General features: G+C 52.1%; 15 protein-coding genes and 1 riboswitch. Of the genes, 5 read left to right on the forward strand and 10 right to left on the reverse strand.

Annotated elements, in window-relative coordinates; all coding sequences use genetic code 11:
- Positions 1 to 309: 309 nt before the first annotated feature.
- The 4 genes from ACT3RU_RS14300 to ACT3RU_RS14315 all read right to left on the reverse strand — a co-directional run bounded on the left by ACT3RU_RS14300 (position 310) and on the right by ACT3RU_RS14315 (position 3,618).
- A complete protein-coding gene (locus tag ACT3RU_RS14300; protein ID WP_192526718.1) occupies positions 310 to 918 on the reverse strand; it encodes a hypothetical protein in 609 nt (202 codons plus the stop codon).
- Positions 915 to 1,712 carry a GTPase domain-containing protein gene (locus tag ACT3RU_RS14305; protein WP_192526717.1) on the reverse strand — a complete coding sequence of 266 codons (798 nt, stop codon included), beginning with the start codon at positions 1,710 to 1,712 and terminating at the stop codon, positions 915 to 917. The genes ACT3RU_RS14300 and ACT3RU_RS14305 overlap by 4 nt, the downstream gene beginning before the upstream one ends.
- 46 nt (positions 1,713 to 1,758) lie before the next feature.
- Positions 1,759 to 1,929 (reverse strand): hypothetical protein, encoded by a 171-nt coding sequence (locus ACT3RU_RS14310; protein WP_192526716.1) that lies wholly within the window; start codon positions 1,927 to 1,929, stop codon positions 1,759 to 1,761.
- A 153-nt stretch (positions 1,930 to 2,082) separates the two neighbouring features.
- The gene (locus ACT3RU_RS14315) at positions 2,083 to 3,618 is read right to left on the reverse strand and encodes a GmrSD restriction endonuclease domain-containing protein (protein ID WP_192526715.1); all 1,536 of its coding nucleotides are present in this window, start codon (positions 3,616 to 3,618) and stop codon (positions 2,083 to 2,085) included.
- Between the two features lie 262 nt (positions 3,619 to 3,880).
- Here ACT3RU_RS14315 and ACT3RU_RS14320 point away from each other — a divergent pair, with 262 nt between their 5' ends.
- Positions 3,881 to 3,991, forward strand: a complete 111-nt coding sequence (locus tag ACT3RU_RS14320) for a phage integrase N-terminal SAM-like domain-containing protein (RefSeq protein WP_328515363.1) — start codon at positions 3,881 to 3,883, stop codon at positions 3,989 to 3,991.
- Positions 3,992 to 4,071: 80 nt separating this feature from the next.
- Here ACT3RU_RS14320 and ACT3RU_RS14325 read toward each other — a convergent pair whose 3' ends face one another.
- On the reverse strand, positions 4,072 to 4,674 hold the full coding sequence (locus tag ACT3RU_RS14325) for a class I SAM-dependent methyltransferase (protein WP_192526714.1): 603 nt from the start codon (positions 4,672 to 4,674) through the stop codon (positions 4,072 to 4,074).
- 130 nt (positions 4,675 to 4,804) lie between these two features.
- Positions 4,805 to 4,960, forward strand: a riboswitch (TPP riboswitch).
- Positions 4,961 to 5,049: 89 nt separating this feature from the next.
- Here ACT3RU_RS14325 and tenA point away from each other — a divergent pair.
- Together tenA and thiC are read left to right on the forward strand one after the other, a co-directional pair.
- Positions 5,050 to 5,718 carry a thiaminase II gene (tenA, locus tag ACT3RU_RS14330; RefSeq protein WP_192526713.1) on the forward strand — a complete coding sequence of 223 codons (669 nt, stop codon included), beginning with the start codon at positions 5,050 to 5,052 and terminating at the stop codon, positions 5,716 to 5,718.
- A 22-nt stretch (positions 5,719 to 5,740) separates the two neighbouring features.
- On the forward strand, positions 5,741 to 7,666 hold the full coding sequence (gene thiC, locus ACT3RU_RS14335; RefSeq protein WP_225733692.1) for a phosphomethylpyrimidine synthase ThiC: 1,926 nt from the start codon (positions 5,741 to 5,743) through the stop codon (positions 7,664 to 7,666).
- Between the two features lie 86 nt (positions 7,667 to 7,752).
- On the opposite strand, the gene ACT3RU_RS14340 is transcribed toward thiC, so the two are convergent.
- The 5 genes from ACT3RU_RS14340 to ACT3RU_RS14360 form a co-directional block, all read right to left on the reverse strand.
- Positions 7,753 to 7,932, reverse strand: a complete 180-nt coding sequence (locus ACT3RU_RS14340) for a CsbD family protein (RefSeq protein ID WP_087105804.1) — start codon at positions 7,930 to 7,932, stop codon at positions 7,753 to 7,755.
- Between the two features lie 106 nt (positions 7,933 to 8,038).
- Positions 8,039 to 9,205 carry a DUF2955 domain-containing protein gene (locus ACT3RU_RS14345; RefSeq protein WP_192526712.1) on the reverse strand — a complete coding sequence of 389 codons (1,167 nt, stop codon included), beginning with the start codon at positions 9,203 to 9,205 and terminating at the stop codon, positions 8,039 to 8,041.
- On the reverse strand, positions 9,195 to 10,256 hold the full coding sequence (locus tag ACT3RU_RS14350; protein WP_192526711.1) for an HlyD family secretion protein: 1,062 nt from the start codon (positions 10,254 to 10,256) through the stop codon (positions 9,195 to 9,197). Before ACT3RU_RS14350 ends, ACT3RU_RS14345 begins: the two co-directional genes overlap by 11 nt.
- A 242-nt stretch (positions 10,257 to 10,498) precedes the next feature.
- Entirely contained in the window at positions 10,499 to 11,008 is a 510-nt protein-coding gene (locus ACT3RU_RS14355; protein ID WP_087105797.1) for a porin family protein, read from the reverse strand.
- A gap of 77 nt (positions 11,009 to 11,085) precedes the next feature.
- On the reverse strand, positions 11,086 to 12,006 hold the full coding sequence (locus ACT3RU_RS14360) for an EamA family transporter (protein WP_192526710.1): 921 nt from the start codon (positions 12,004 to 12,006) through the stop codon (positions 11,086 to 11,088).
- A gap of 147 nt (positions 12,007 to 12,153) precedes the next feature.
- On the opposite strand from ACT3RU_RS14360, the gene ACT3RU_RS14365 reads away from it, so the two are divergent.
- Together ACT3RU_RS14365 and pta are read left to right on the forward strand one after the other, a co-directional pair.
- Positions 12,154 to 13,338 carry an acetate/propionate family kinase gene (locus ACT3RU_RS14365; protein ID WP_192526709.1) on the forward strand — a complete coding sequence of 395 codons (1,185 nt, stop codon included), beginning with the start codon at positions 12,154 to 12,156 and terminating at the stop codon, positions 13,336 to 13,338.
- Positions 13,335 to 15,518: a phosphate acetyltransferase gene (gene pta, locus ACT3RU_RS14370; protein ID WP_192526708.1), complete on the forward strand. Its 2,184-nt coding sequence runs from the start codon at positions 13,335 to 13,337 to the stop codon at positions 15,516 to 15,518. Before ACT3RU_RS14365 ends, pta begins: the two co-directional genes overlap by 4 nt.
- Positions 15,519 to 15,520 lie beyond the last annotated feature (2 nt).

Here is a 15,520-nt window from a genome sequence, read left to right on the forward strand (position 1 = left end):
GTTCAGAGTGCCCAGGATGGAGCCAAAAAAAGCCCCACGATCTTTCGCCAAGTCTGTCGCAGAGATTTGCCCTGCAGCCGCATAAACCTTCGAGTTCATCCACTGGTTGTAGGTAGCTAGTAATTCAAAGTGCTCTTTCAGGCTCATCTGAGTTCCTTCTCATGTATAACGCCGCGCTCTACGGCAAATTTGGAGCGCAGCGGAAAATTTGTCCGATAGCAGCGCTTTGTTAGCTGTCGTCCGCTTATTGCGCCAACAACCTCGACTAAAATAACGATTATCCAAGAATTTGTAATTCGCCAAGAAAAATTATAATTCAATTATTAAGATCGCCAGCAGAAGAAGTACGACCAAAAATCCTATCATGAAGCTGTATCCTTTTTTTTTATTTGGTGTCCACTGCGGTTTCTGAGCCAGCGAGTCTACATGCTCACTTGCGAAGCTTCGGAGTTTCGGATATTTTTCCACTGCTGAAATCATGTCTTTTATATTCGAGAATGAGTCAGACTGAAGCGACCTCATCATAGCTCCAATTCGATTTTCTATCGTGTTTTTTTCACCTATTGAATCAGGCAAGCTTGATGGTGCTTCTGGTGGAAATATTAAAGGCTCGCCCTTATCCAGCAACTGAAGAATCGTTAAACCAACAGTCCTACCGGATTTATCATTCCCTCCTCGAATTGAAAAAGAAAGAACACTTCGCTTAGAATCAAGTCGTACATATTGTGCATATACAAAATCTTGCTCTATATTAGCCCGTAGCAACGACTCTGGGATTCCAAGCACAAAGCAATCTGGAAGCTCTCTTAGCGGAATATCTTTACAAACACTGACAGGCATGGGCAATGACATACCATCACCCCACACATTTATCTCGCCAGATTGATAAAAGTCGGGAAGAAGCAACAAACACTTCATTCTGGATGCTCCTGACTGTAGATACGAGCCAGAGCCCCATCGAATAGGCAATTAAATAAATCTTTGTCCACCATGCACATTGGAGAGACACCACTCAGAGCCGAGGAGTTGAGATCAAAAATTGACTTTGCTCTTCTCTCCATCTCTGCTACGTGTTTATTGAGTTCGCTTTCGATAAATTCTCTACGATTATCAACGCGCGATGGAATTTCTAATACTTTGTCGATTTTGTTCAGTAACAGATGTACCTTGCCCCCCGCCTTGAACTTGCTTAGATTCGCTCCAAGCCATTTAAGGTCATCTCCAATGCGTGAGTGATAGATGTCATGAAGATCTGGATCATTCAACCGTTCCATATCCACCAGATAAAAGATAAAATCTGCATCACTGCAAGCCTGAGGCCAATACCGAATTCGCTCATCAACCTCCCCGCCCACATTCACTGATCGTTTGCATCTAAGCTCAATAGTGTCAAGACCTTGAATATTACGCTTTACCGTAAACGAATCTACTTTTTCCGCCCCTCTGGTTTGGATATGTTCTTTAGGTGGATCTTTTTCGAGCAGACAGTCGTAAAAACTATTTTTTCCAGAGGCAGTAGCACCTATGACGGCAATCGTCTTTCCATTCCACCATATCACAAAATCCTTGATTGCCTCAGGGGACTTCCTTGCCTGATCTATTCCCCAATTTGCGAGCTTGGCCAACACATCAAATGCCGGTTTTGCTAAAGCAATAACGACTCCTGCAATTATTTTCTCTTTCATTCCCGCCCCTTCTTTCGTTTCTGGCATATCACTTATCTCTATTGTCTGCGTGATAATTAATGCACGCTAGGTATTATTTCACGTATTGCGATACCAAGAGTTTAATAAGAATCTTGCCACCCTGTTCCGTCGCAGTCATTACAGAATACCTTCTGACTTCCACCACAGGCAGGGCATTGCTCAGGGCATGGCCCGCCATACTCCATTGGGCAATCTGCTTCTCCACTGCCATTACAGTTGCCACACTCCTCCTTGTCATCATCGTTATCGGATGCATCAAGCTCATCATCTATACCGTCATATTTCATGAAATATCTCCATTGGTGGTACAAGCTTACGCCTGCGTCACGGGTGGCAAAAGCGTAGCTTCTTGACATCCTGTGCACGCACTTGTTAGCTAATTTTTATAGGTTGTGTTGCAATATGGGTGGGTTAGCTGACCGTTATCAGCAACACCTACTCCGCCATCTTGTTTTCGATCGATATGATCAATAGAAATAGATTTTACGTGTATATAGCCACCACATATGTTGCATCTATTTGCGCTTTTAAGTGCAGTGGTTAAGAAAACTTCCGCCTTGGTATTTTCATTAAAATCTTTTGATTGAGGCTGATCCCCTCTGAATTCGATATTTAAGTAAGGAAACGCACTCTTTAGCTTTCCACCTATTTCTACAACATCAATCTCGGCCAGTACTAATTCCATTATCTTTTCGTATACTTCTTTTAGCTGGAGATACCCTTTAATCCCGCTTCCATATTTAATGGTTACTTGATTAGTGAAATACTTATATTGAATTAAGATGGATTCTAGCTTCTGACGTATATCTGTAAACTTTTTGAAGAACTTCTTATTTTCAAAGTCTTTAATAATTTCTATCCAAGCCATAAATGCAGTAGGCTGATAGCGCCCTTTTTCACTATAAAAATATACTGCAGGATGCAACCCTAACGAAGAAGGGTGCGTAGTGGTAAACCGGCGTACAACTTTATTAACATTCTTCAAATATTGAATTGTTTCTTTTCCGTCTGCATCTTCACTTACCTCCTTCTCGGAGACATCATTTGCTAACTTCACTAAATCAAAAATAAGAGGTAGGGTTCTTGATGAATAGCCTTTACCAGCGAGTGGAAGATCAAGTGTTTTTACGGGTGTTTTCATTTCGGGAGTAAAAAGATTTTCGTTAATCTCTTTTGCCAGCCTTTCAACTTCACTTTGTATTTCAGGCGAAAATACATCCCAGTATTTATGCCCGGCACCCGATCGCAATATTGCTCGAGAAGCCATTGCGTATGGTTTTTTTCTGGCCTTTAAAAGAGAGATTTCTGTATCACTAATTGGTGTAGCTTTTTGATTGATTGTAAAAAAAGAATTTTCAGCTTTTTCAGCACTACCTGTTACCCATTGAAGCTGTAATGATAAAAATCCAAGCTTATTAGCATTGGCAAGGACTCTAGGATTCGCATTTTCAGGATCTCTAATGGCACTCATAAAACTACTATATGACCCAACTTCTCGATCTACATGGCGCCTTGTTTGATCAGCCACCTTCTTCTGCTCTGAATCTACCTCATGATTAAAGAACGACTGCGAAATAAAGCCGTCTCCATAATCACCATTAACCCAGGCAATTAGCGCACTAAGTCGGTGAGCACCATCTATCACAAACGTGTATTGACCCGCCTGCCAGAGGATAATAGAGGGTATTAGATCACCGTCTATAAAGCTTTTGACAAATGATGTTATTTTCCCCTTATCCCAATCAGATGTTTCTCTTTGAAAATCTGGCTTTCTTAGAGAAGAATAAAAAAAGCTTTCCCCTTTAACTAGCTCACTTACCTTAAGCTTGTCCGCTAAATTTTGAGCGCCCGCCCCACCGTCAACAGTGAAATCTTCTCGTTGTATTAACGCATCTAAGTTAACTTTTGCCACAATTAAAGTCCTTTATTTCCTAATTTCGCATGCCTAGATAACAGTGATTATATAGCCAGCTGAATAACCTCAATGAACGCGCCAGCGCATTCATTGGGGTTATCTAGCCGCCTAAACCAAATCTACCTCATTGATTCTATTACTAGCAAAGCAAATTTTGGCTGCCTATCCAAAATTCGTGTGCTGGCACGATTTGCCATGCCCAATAAACTGTATATAAATACACGTTAGAATTAATACAAAGAGATACCCCATAAAGCTAATGGATAGGATCCGGGCCACCTTGCGGGTAAAACGCTATAACCTTCGCACCGAGAAAACGTATTGCTACTGGATTCGCTTCTTCATTCGTTTTGACGCACTGCAGCGATGACGGGCACTGAAGTGAGGTAATGCCAGGAGTATCAAGCGCTCAGGCACGTAGCACCCCCCCCATTAAATAAGGCGATTCAATCAAACCATTGGCTTTCTCAAGATAAGATCAAACCGGTGCCAGTGATGCGTTACCAGCCCGCCCTCTCCTTCACTTTCGCGAAAAAGCTCGATCTCTAAACTGCCGCAAAGGGCTCCTACTTCTTCCTTCGAGTGAAAACTCATTGCTGGATGCTTGGCCCAATCGTGCCGATTACCGAAAAGGTGCCCGACAAATAACCCTCCCGGCTCAAGCGCTGAAAGAATCATGTTCCATAGAATGGGAAAGTGCGCTGGCTCGCAGAACGGCAGGCTTAGCCCGGCGTGGACCAGGGCAGACGATGGCAGGTCTTTCAATTCCTCGAAGCGCGAAACCATCACCGTCAAATCAGCGCCGGGCAATTCAGCTTTTAGTGTTTCAACTCGCGCAATGGCGTTGGGCGCTTTGTCGATCGCCAAGACTTTCCACCCCGACGTCAGCAGTAGCGCGGTTTCGATGCCGCCTCCACACCCTAAATCGATAGCATGGCCACTGCCTTTGGGTAAGCATTCATTTCCCAGAGCGCGGCGTAACAGCGGCGAGGCGGCTCGCGTTTGATTGGCGCGATAGAAGGCTTCCCAACCCGTTTTGTTATCAGTGGTCAATGTCAGTATTTCCTGATCGCATCACGCTGTAATGATGAGTGTTAATCGTCATAATCAATTCAAATTAACACGTAGCACCGTCGTCCGCCCCCTTGCATCTCCCTCAACCGCCACCTAGACTCGCTGAGTTGAATGCTTGACGGGGTGCCGGTGAATCCGGCTGAGATGGCGCAGGGCGTAGCAATTTTGCTGCCGAGCGCTGGTCCCGCTGAACCTGATCCGGCTAATGCGCTGCTCTTGTTACGAGCGCGCGGGTACCGGCGTAGGGATCAAGCGATGGCGCCGGCCAGCTCTCTCCCAGGATCGCTCGCCCCCTTCCGTGCCATTTCCTCGATCTTTTCGCCTGCCCTTCGGATCACTACTCCCGGAGGATGTATGGGCTACCGCTTTACTGATTTAACCACTGCCTGCCATGACGATTGGCGCGCCTACATTGAGCACGACTTTGTGCGCCAGCTGGGCAACGCCACGCTGCCAGAAGCGTCATTTCGTCACTACCTGAAGCAGGATTATCTGTTTCTGATTCACTTCGCTCGCGCCTATGCGCTGGCCGCCTACAAAAGCCCTACGCTTGCCGATTTGCGCCAGGCCCACGAAGGGTTGAAAACCATTGTGGACGTGGAACTGGGCTTGCACGTGGGCTTTTGCAGCGAGTGGGGTATTTCCGAGGAGGCACTTGCCGAGCTACAAGAAGCTCGGGCGACCATGGCCTACACCCGCTACGTGTTGGATACCGGCAACCGTGGCGACCTGCTGGATTTACACGTAGCACTTGCCCCGTGCCTAGTGGGCTATGGCGAGATTGCCAACTGGTTGAACGCACAATCCACAACCCTACGCGGCACACACAACCCGTTTGATGCCTGGATTGCGATGTACGAAAGCGAGGAGTTTCAAGCCGCCATGCAGGCCGAGCTTGAATGGCTTGACGCACGCTTGGCCGACGTCACCCCTGCCCGCTTTAATGAGCTCAGCAAAATTTTCCGCGATGCCACGCGTTTGGAAATCGACTTCTGGCAGATGGGCCTGGATCTTTCCGATTAATTCCAATAACAAGGATATAACCATGAACAAAACCGTTACCCAGAAGACAGCCCGCTTTCTAGCCGAAACCGCCCAAGTGGATGCCGCCGCGATTGCCCCACTGCCCGGTTCACGCAAGGTGTATCTTGAAGGCTCGCGCCCGGATATCCGCGTGCCGTTTCGGGAAATCAGCCTCTCGCCGACCAAAACGACCAGCGTAGATGAACAGAACCCGCCGCTGCTGGTGTACGACACCTCTGGCCCCTACACCGACCCCAACGCCCAGATTGATCTACGCCGTGGGCTTCCCGCGCTTCGCCGGGCGTGGATTGAGGAGCGTGGCGACACCGAGTTTTTAGAAGGCCATACGTCTGAATACGGCAAACGCCGCGCTAACGACCCCATGCTGGCCCAGCTGCGCTTTGATTTGAACCGCACGCCGCGTCGGGCAAAGGAAGGCAAGAACGTTACCCAGCTGCACTATGCCCGCCAAGGGATTATCACGCCGGAAATGGAGTTTATCGCCCTGCGCGAGAACCAGCGCCGCCAAGCGCTCTCTGCAAAGTACTCAGGCGATGCCGAGGTGGAGCGAATCCTGGGCCACCAGCATCGCGGCCAGAGCTTCGGCGCCAGCATTCCGGAGGAGATTACGCCGGAGTTCGTGCGCGATGAAGTCGCTCGCGGGCGGGCGATTATTCCTAATAACATCAATCACCCCGAAAGCGAGCCGATGATTATCGGGCGTAACTTTCTGGTCAAGATTAACGGCAACCTGGGCAACTCGGCCGTCACCTCGTCGATTGAAGAAGAAGTCGACAAAATGACCTGGGGGATTCGCTGGGGCGCGGATACCATCATGGATCTCTCCACCGGGCAGAACATTCATGAAACTCGCGAATGGATTTTGCGTAATTCGCCAGTACCTATCGGTACAGTGCCTATCTACCAAGCGCTGGAGAAGGTCAACGGCGTGGCAGAGAATCTGACTTGGGAGGTGTTTCGCGATACGTTGATAGAGCAGGCCGAACAGGGTGTGGATTACTTCACCATTCACGCAGGCGTTTTGCTGCGCTATGTGCCGCTTACCGCCAACCGGGTGACGGGCATCGTCTCTCGCGGCGGTTCGATTATGGCCAAATGGTGTTTGTATCATCATCAGGAGAGCTTTCTGTATACCCACTTCGAGGAGATCTGCGAGATCTGCAAGCAGTACGATGTGGCATTTTCGCTGGGTGACGGCCTGCGCCCTGGCTCTATCGCCGATGCCAACGACGAAGCGCAGATGGCCGAGCTTAAAACCCTGGGCGAGCTGACCCACATTGCCTGGAAGCACGACGTGCAGGTAATGATTGAAGGGCCCGGTCACGTGCCCATGCACCTTGTGAAGGAGAACATGGACAAGCAGTTGGAGTACTGCGATGAAGCGCCCTTCTACACACTCGGCCCGTTGGTCACGGATATCGCACCAGGCTACGACCATATTACCTCGGGCATTGGGGCCGCGATGATCGGCTGGTTTGGTTGTGCCATGCTCTGCTACGTCACGCCGAAAGAGCACCTGGGCCTGCCCAATAAAGATGACGTAAAGACCGGTATTATTACCTACAAGATTGCGGCCCACGCGGCGGATCTCGCCAAGGGCCACCCGGCAGCACAGCGGCGTGACAATGCGCTTTCCAAGGCACGATTTGAATTCCGCTGGGAAGATCAGTTCAACCTGGGGCTAGACCCAGACACCGCGCGGGAATTCCATGACGAAACTCTGCCCAAGGATTCCGCGAAGGTCGCCCATTTTTGCTCCATGTGTGGGCCGAAGTTCTGCTCGATGAAGATTAGCCAGGAAGTACGCGACACCTACCGCGACCGCACGCCAGAAAGCACTAACGACGCGGAGTCGGTTAAGCGCGGTATGGAAGAGCAGGCGGAGAAGTTTCGCCAAACGGGAAGCCAGCTGTATCAGGAAGTGTAAAACGGTTTGAAAACGAAAAACATAAACGCAAACAGGGGCCTAAGGGCCCCTGTTGTCGACGTGTTACGCTAACGTGCGTAGCAAGGCTATTTTTTCTTGAGGCTCTCTTTCACCTCGCCTTTACCTTTTTGAGCTTCGCCTTTAGCCTGCTGCATTTTGCCTTTGGCTTCCGTTTTTTCGCTGCCCGTTACTTTGCCAGCCGCTTCTTTCACTTTACCAGCGGCTTTGTTAGCGGCGCCTTTTACTTTATCGTCTTTTCCACTCATGACATACACCTCTAATCCGTTAGTAGGAAACACGCTGGAGGGAAGAACATATTGCCCTTCACATCACAGCTGCCTTATTAGAGTAGCCTTTGTTAAAAAAGTTACCTCACTTTCTTTCTGGTAGTCGCGTAGGCTCCCAAAGATTGAGCACATAATGCAGGCAAGCCATAAACAGCAGCGTTACTACCAGCGCCACGCTCATGGATGAAAAACGGTACAGGGCGCTATAGACAAGGTCCTGATTCGGTCCTAATGATTGCCCAAACAGAATGCCTAAAGTGGTCATCCCGCCAAACCCGATGCCGGAACCGCCACCTTCAAGTATGTGTTCGCGCCCAAACAGCAATAGCCCCAACCAATAAAGCACAATCGCCAGCAGGAAGTGATTGCTTTGTGTGTAAAGCAGAAGCTGCATTATCAGCGCCAGATTACATCCCAATAGCGTGCCGATGGCGCGTTTGCGAGCGGATACGCGTGCACCGGCATAGCCCATCGCGAACAGTACCAGAATGGTCGCCATTTGTGCCGAGAGCGACCCCTGCAGGTCAAGCACCTGAAAAACGACAAAGGAAAGTGTCGCGGTAATGCCGCCCATCAGCGTTTCATGGCGCATCTGCGCTTTAGTCTTGGTGCTTTTGGGCGGCGGTTGGCGGGGCTCAACGTCGGGGAAAAGTGTGTACATCAGCATGGCGATGAACACAGCGAGCACACTGGCCACAAAATTGGAGGCCAACAAATCAGCTAGATCGACGCTGGGGTAGCTCGCAAAATGCAGCAGAATGCTTAAGGTTAATACGCCATTGGCCCCAAACAGAAACAGCGGGCCTTTTGCCATCAGGCTAAACCGAAACAGGAACATACCCAACACGACCAGCGTCATCACCACCGGCATATGTTTGAGCAGGCCGACCACCAGGCTGACTTCCAGCGCATTCACCGATACGTTACCTAAAAACTGGCGAATAATGCTGATATTCAGAATGGGCACCATACCCAGCAAAAACATCGGAAAAACGGTAAAGAAAACACCGTAGTTCCAACCCATTAACTGACTGATGATAAACCCGAGTGTGCCACCACCGGCCACCCGCAAACACTGGCGCAGGGCATTCTCACTCAAGCGATGATAGCCAGGCGCTTCAGGGCCAGCACCGCTACGGCGAGGCGTGCGTTTAAAAAAGCCGTGCAGCGCGCGATTGATTGACCACGCGCTGGCATCAGCCTGTTTTGTATCAGCGGGCCCTGCATTAGTAGACCCCGCACTAATAGACATAATGTAGCCAGCTGATCAGATGCGTTTGTAGCCATGCAAAGGGATGCGCCAGCGCATGTTCCCCCGGTAGCAGTTGCACCGTTGCCCGGGCGCCGCTTGGCAGCAGCGCAGCAATGGGTTCGTTGAGGACAATATGAATACGCAAGCGCTGCGCATCGCGCACCCAGCGGTCAGAGGTAGGAATATCCGCCAGTTGCCCATCAGCGGTCAGTTGCCCTTCCCGCACGCCAGCATCAAAAGCACTGACCTGCCCTTCAAAGATATGCCCTGGCATGGCATCGAAGATCACCGCAGCCGAGTCGCTGGGCAGTACGTGGCGTAGGCTTTTTTCACGGAAGTCGGCAACGATATCCATCTTCTGAGTCACCAGTGCGATCACTGGCTGCCCCGCCTGAACATAGTCGCCCACCTGAAGCTGCAAGTTCGTCACCTGGCCTGACTCTGCCGCCCGCACTTCGGTACGTTCGACGTCCAACTGCGCTTTCTTAAGTGCGTTGTCGGCTTGGCGCAAGCGCAGGTTGGTATTTCCGTCCTCGCCTAGCTGTACTTCCAGGCTCTGTATCTTCGCCTCGGCGGAAGCCACTTCTGCCAGGGCGGTATGCTCAGCCGCTACCTGCTGCTCGTACTGCTGGCGTGAAATATTCTGCCGCCCCACCAGGGCTTCGCCACGGCGCCGCTCGCTGCTGCGCTCCTCAGCAGTTGCCTGGGCAGAGGCCAGCACCGCCCGTGCGGCGGCAAGCTCCGCTTCAAGGCGCGTGTTTTCGCGCTCAGCCTGCTCACGGTTTAGCCGCGCTTGATCAAGGGCAAGCTGAAAGGGCTCGGGGTCCAGACGAAACAGCACATCGCCTTTGGCAACCTGTTGATGGTCACGCACGGTCACTTCTTTCACTGGCGCGCTGAGCTCTGGTGCCACACGGGCAACCGGGCGCATTACCCTGGCCTCGGGCGTCATGGGCATGAAGCTGTCAGCTATCAAGAAATAGATAAACAGCAGTGCAAAGGCAGCCAGCGCCACCTTCACCCAGCGGGCGAATTTTTGATCAGGGGACATGGAGTTTTACTCTTTGTTTTGCGCGCCTTCTACGTACGCGCAGAGCGCTTGTGGCCAGCGGATGCTTAATAGAATAGCGCATTTTAGCAAATGATTAGCAAGCTAACAATGAGCCACCCTTCTGCTTTATTAGCGTTATTTAGCAGTGCCCTTGGCTACCTACAGAAAAAATCCATAAAAAACCCCAGAGCCAAAAGGCCCTGGGGTTGGATAAACCACTAACGCGTTTTAAGCGTTAATCATTAAAAACGGTATTTTAAGCCCACGCTTGCCGCATCGAAATCGTAGGCAGACTTGTCCAGATAGCGCATGTAATCAGCGCTGATGGCCAGATTGTTGGCGACATCAATTTCACCGCCCGCGCCATAGGAGAAACCGCTTTCACTGTCGTGGTCGAAATCCACTTCAGTGACACCGATCAGACCATACAGGCGTGCATTGGGGGTAATAGGCGCGATGCCTTTTGCGTAAGCACCTACCAGGTAATCCAGCTTGGTATCACCATCGGAGCCACCAGTACCCAGATGCCCTTCGAGCGCGAAGTAATCATTGAACTGCGCACCACCGCGCAAACGCAGGCCTACGTCGTTACGTGAGGAACCGCGGTCAGGATCAAGGTTCCAAAACATGGCGTCGCCCGCCACGTAACCTTCAGGGTGACCAAATGATTGCTGTGCCTGGGCTGATGCAGCGAATGCACCCGCGCCGACCAAGAGTGCCGCAGAAGTGAGTGATAATACGGTCATCTTCATCGTCATGTACCTCCGTTAAAAAACAGTGTTTCCTTACACAACTTCATTGTGGTACATGTCCGAAAAGAACGCAACGTTTACCGCCCTTTGGATAGGCTAAGTGCGACAATACCACCCACCACGACCGCCCCACCCAATAACTGGCCAGGGCTTAGCGTTTGCCCTAATACGAAATAACCGATCACCAAAGAGGCGACAGGTTCGATATTCATGACCGGGGCGTTGCGGGCCATATCCAGGCGCGGCACAAAAATAAACAGTGTCGAGAACGCGGTGGCGTAAAGCAGCGCCAAAAGCCCCAACCCCACCCACCCTTGGCTATTGTCAGGTAGGCTCATACCACCTGGCACGACACCTAAAGCCCCACCGATTACCATGGCGAAAAACACGGTTTGCATGGTTAAAAGACTGCGCAGTGTGCTGCCTACCTGGGATAAACGGTGCTCGGTAACCCATAGCGCGCAGGCGAAAACGAATGCGGCCAGCAACCCAAATCCGATGCCGGCGACCCATTCAGGCCCCATACTGTCAGCACTGGAAAGCCACGCAGGAATATCCAGCACGACCAACAGCCCGATTAAAATGGTCCCCATAATAAGGCAACTGCGAAGCGACGGACGCGGCCCGCCCAGCGCCCAACTCAATAGTGCTAACTGAATGGGGAAGGTATTGACCAACAGTAGCGCAATAACAACAGGAAGCCGCGCAACCGCTGAATAAAGGCTGACACTTTGAATGGTGATAAGAAGGCCTACCACCAGTTGCCAGGGCCAGGTGCCCGAAGGCAGCCAGAAGCGTTTCTTCTGAACGATCACAAGGGCGAGCAGGATCAAACAGGCTACCCCGGAACGCGTTAATACGGCCAGCAGTAACCCTGTACCGTTATCAAAGGCAAGCCTGGCCGATACATGGTTGGCAGCGAACATGGTGCCAACGGTCATTAGCAGCAAAATGGCTAAGTGGCGCGGCAGGTGGTTGGGTAACGACGACGTAGACATAGGCTCCAGGCAGCAAAAGAACGTTAACCGTCAAGCATGCCCGGATTTGAGTCGAATGGCTAAACAAATATCCGCCTACGTTAATGCCCCTTGCCGCCTGTCACACTAACGTACAAACTAAACCTTTACTCTTTTGGTAGATTCTTTATGAATGCACCGGTGCTGGTTATTAATTGTGGTTCATCCTCTATTAAATACGCACTGATCGATCCGGCCCCTGATGCCCCGCGCTTAGCAGGCTTGGCAGAGCGCTTAGGCAGCGCCGATGCCCGCTTAAAAGGAATAAATAGCGCGGGGGGAAGCTTTAGCCATGCACTCCCCAATGCTGACCATACTCAAGTGCTCAACGCCATTTTAAACAGCCTGGAAGGACGCATTCCGGGCGCTATTGGGCATCGCATTGTTCATGGCGGAGAGAAGTTTACTCAGGCCGCTTTGATTGATAGTGATGTTATCAGTGCGATTAAGGCCACCGCCGCGTTGGCACCTCTGCATAACCCTGCCAACCTGGCAGGCATCAGCGCTACCCAAAAGATATTTCCAGCACTACCTCAGGTTGCGGTATTCGATACCGCGTTTCACCAAACCCTCCCAGTAAAAGCTTACCGCTATGCCCTGCCAGAGAACCTCTACGCTGAGCACGGCATTCGTCGCTACGGATTCCATGGCACTAGCCACGCCTTTGTTAGCCAGCGGGCTGCCGAGCTTAGCCCGCGCGGTGCGGGTGGTTGGCTAACGGCTCACTTGGGCAACGGCTGCTCAACCGCAGCGGTTTGGAATAACCGAAGCCTGGACACCAGCATGGGCCTTACCCCACTGGAAGGCCTGGTGATGGGCACGCGCAGCGGCGATGTCGACCCAGGCTTGCACGCCCACCTACACCGTCAGTTAGGCTGGTCGCTGGACAAGATTGATGACGTGCTGAATAAGCAAAGCGGGCTATTGGGGCTTTCTGGCTTAACCAACGATATGCGCGAAGTAGAGGAAGCAGCAGAGCAGGGTCATGCAAGAGCCATGCTGGCGCTGGATGTATTTTGCTACCGCATTGCCAAGTCGCTTGCTGCTCTCTCTTGCGCACTGCCGACGCTTGATGGCGTCATTTTTACCGGTGGCATCGGCGAGAACTCTCCTCTTGTACGCAGCCGCGTTATCAGCCTGCTGCCTCACTTTGGCTTTGCCCTTGATGAGGCGAGCAATGACGTGATGATTCGCGGTAAAGAGGGCAAGCTGGACAGGGCAAATCACCAGGGTCCCGAAGCCTGGGTCATTCCTACCGACGAAGAAGGCCGTATCGCGATGGAAACACGTCAATGCCTGGAGGCCCAAGCATGAGCTCGTCCCCCTCTCAACCTCAAGCCATTCTTCTGGTGCCCACAAGCATGGGGGCCGGATTAACCTCAGCCTGTTTAGGCTTGATTCAGGCGCTCGACACCATTGGCCTTAAAGCCGGGTTTTTGAAGCCGTTTATGCAAAAAGAGCTGAACGGCCCGGGCCTTGATCGCTCAACGGCACTGGTGTCTCGCACGCTCAACCTGCGCCCGCCTTCGCCGATCTCACAAGCCCGGCTGGAGCGCCTGCTGCGCGATGACCAAACCGATGAGCTAATGGAAAATGTGGTCGAGCTTTATGAGCAGGTAATGCAACAGGCTGAGCGGGACGGTAATGCGCTGGATTTAGTCGTAGTGGAAGGCGTAGTGCCTACCCAGTACACCACGTACGCGACGCAAACCAATGCTCAACTGGCGCATGCACTTAATGCCCGAATCATTCTGGTTGGCACCGGGGATTTAAACGAGCCACAGGCACTTGCTGAAGAGCTGGATATGCACGCCAGAAGCTTTGGCGGGGTTAGCTCGACCCGCACGTTGGGCGGCATCCTGATGCGCATGAAGAACCTGCCTTACGGCCAGGAAGATGACCTTTCGGCAGCGCCGGGCACCATTAAACCGCAGCTTGAAGAGTCGGTGCTTAACGAGCTTCGCGGCTATTCACCGTCACTAGCCACCGACAGTTTTCACCTAATCGGCATCGTGCCTTACAGCAAAACCCTCAATGCGCCCCGCACGCTGGACGTGGCACGGGCACTAAGTGCCAAGGTGCTGAATGAAGGCGATGCGGCAAGCCGCCGGGTAATGTCGACAAGCCTGTGTGCGCGTAGCGCGGCGAATGCGCTGCATATCTTTACACCCGGCAGTCTGGTGGTGGCGTCTGGCGACCGTGACGACGTCGTGCTGGCGTCCGCCCTCGCTACCATGAACGGCACTCAGTTGGCGGGCATATTGCTGACCAACGGTTTTTTGCCTAACGACAATATGATTGAGATGTGTCGCCCAGCGCTTAGAACCGGCCTGCCCGTGCTGGCGGTTGAAACCGACAGCCTGACCACGGCTCAAAACTTGAGCCAGCTTAGCAGTGAAATCCCCGTTGATGATTTCGAGCGTGCCGAGCAGGTGGCGCGCTTTGTCGCTGCCCATATCGACCTTGAATGGCTAAAAGATAAGTTAAGCCACGGCTATGCACGGCGCTTATCTCCTTCGGCGTTTCGCTATCAGTTGGTTAAACAGGCTCAGCACGCAAAAAAACGAATCGTACTGCCGGAAGGCGACGAGCCCCGCACGGTGGAGGCAGCGATTATTTGTCAGCGGCGCGGCATTGCCAACTGCGTGCTGTTGGGCAGTCGTGAAAACATCGAGGAAGTGGCGCGTAACCGCGGTTTAGCACTGCCTGACGAGTTGACGATTATCGACCCCGAAAGCACGCGTGCCCACTATATCGCGCCCATGGTAGAACGTCGGCGTGGCAAGCTTAACGAACTCACCGCTGAGGCCCAGCTACAGGATAACGTGGTGCTTGGCACCATGATGCTCCAGCTGGATGAAGTCGATGGCCTTGTCTCGGGTGCTATCCACACCACCGCTAACACCGTGCGCCCGGCGTTTCAGCTGATAAAGACCGCGCCAGAATATAGCCAGGTATCGTCAATCTTCTTTATGCTGCTGCCAGAGCAGGTAGTGGTGTATGGCGATTGTGCGGTGAACCCGGACCCGGATGCCGAAACGCTGGCTGAAATAGCCCTGCAAAGCGCCCGCTCCGCAGAAGCGTTTGGCATTGAGCCGCGCGTGGCCATGATCAGCTACTCAACGGGAGATTCAGGCACCGGCGCGGATGTCGATAAAGTGCGTGAAGCTACGCGCATCGCCAAAGAGCGTGCCCCGCACTTATTGATCGATGGCCCGCTTCAGTACGATGCAGCCGCCATTGAGAGCGTGGGTAAGCAGAAAGCGCCAGATTCGCCCGTAGCGGGCCGCGCCACCGTCTTTGTATTCCCGGACCTGAACACCGGCAACACGACCTACAAAGCGGTGCAGCGTAGTGCCCGCGTAGTCAGCGTCGGCCCCATGCTGCAAGGCTTAAACAAACCGGTGAATGACCTTTCCCGAGGCTCGCTGGTGGATGATATCGTCTACACCATCGCGCTGACCGCTATTCAGGCAAGCCAGCGAGAAGCGTAAAC

Source organism: Halomonas sp. TP35, from assembly GCF_052375975.1.
GTDB lineage: Bacteria > Pseudomonadota > Gammaproteobacteria > Pseudomonadales > Halomonadaceae > Vreelandella > Vreelandella citrativorans.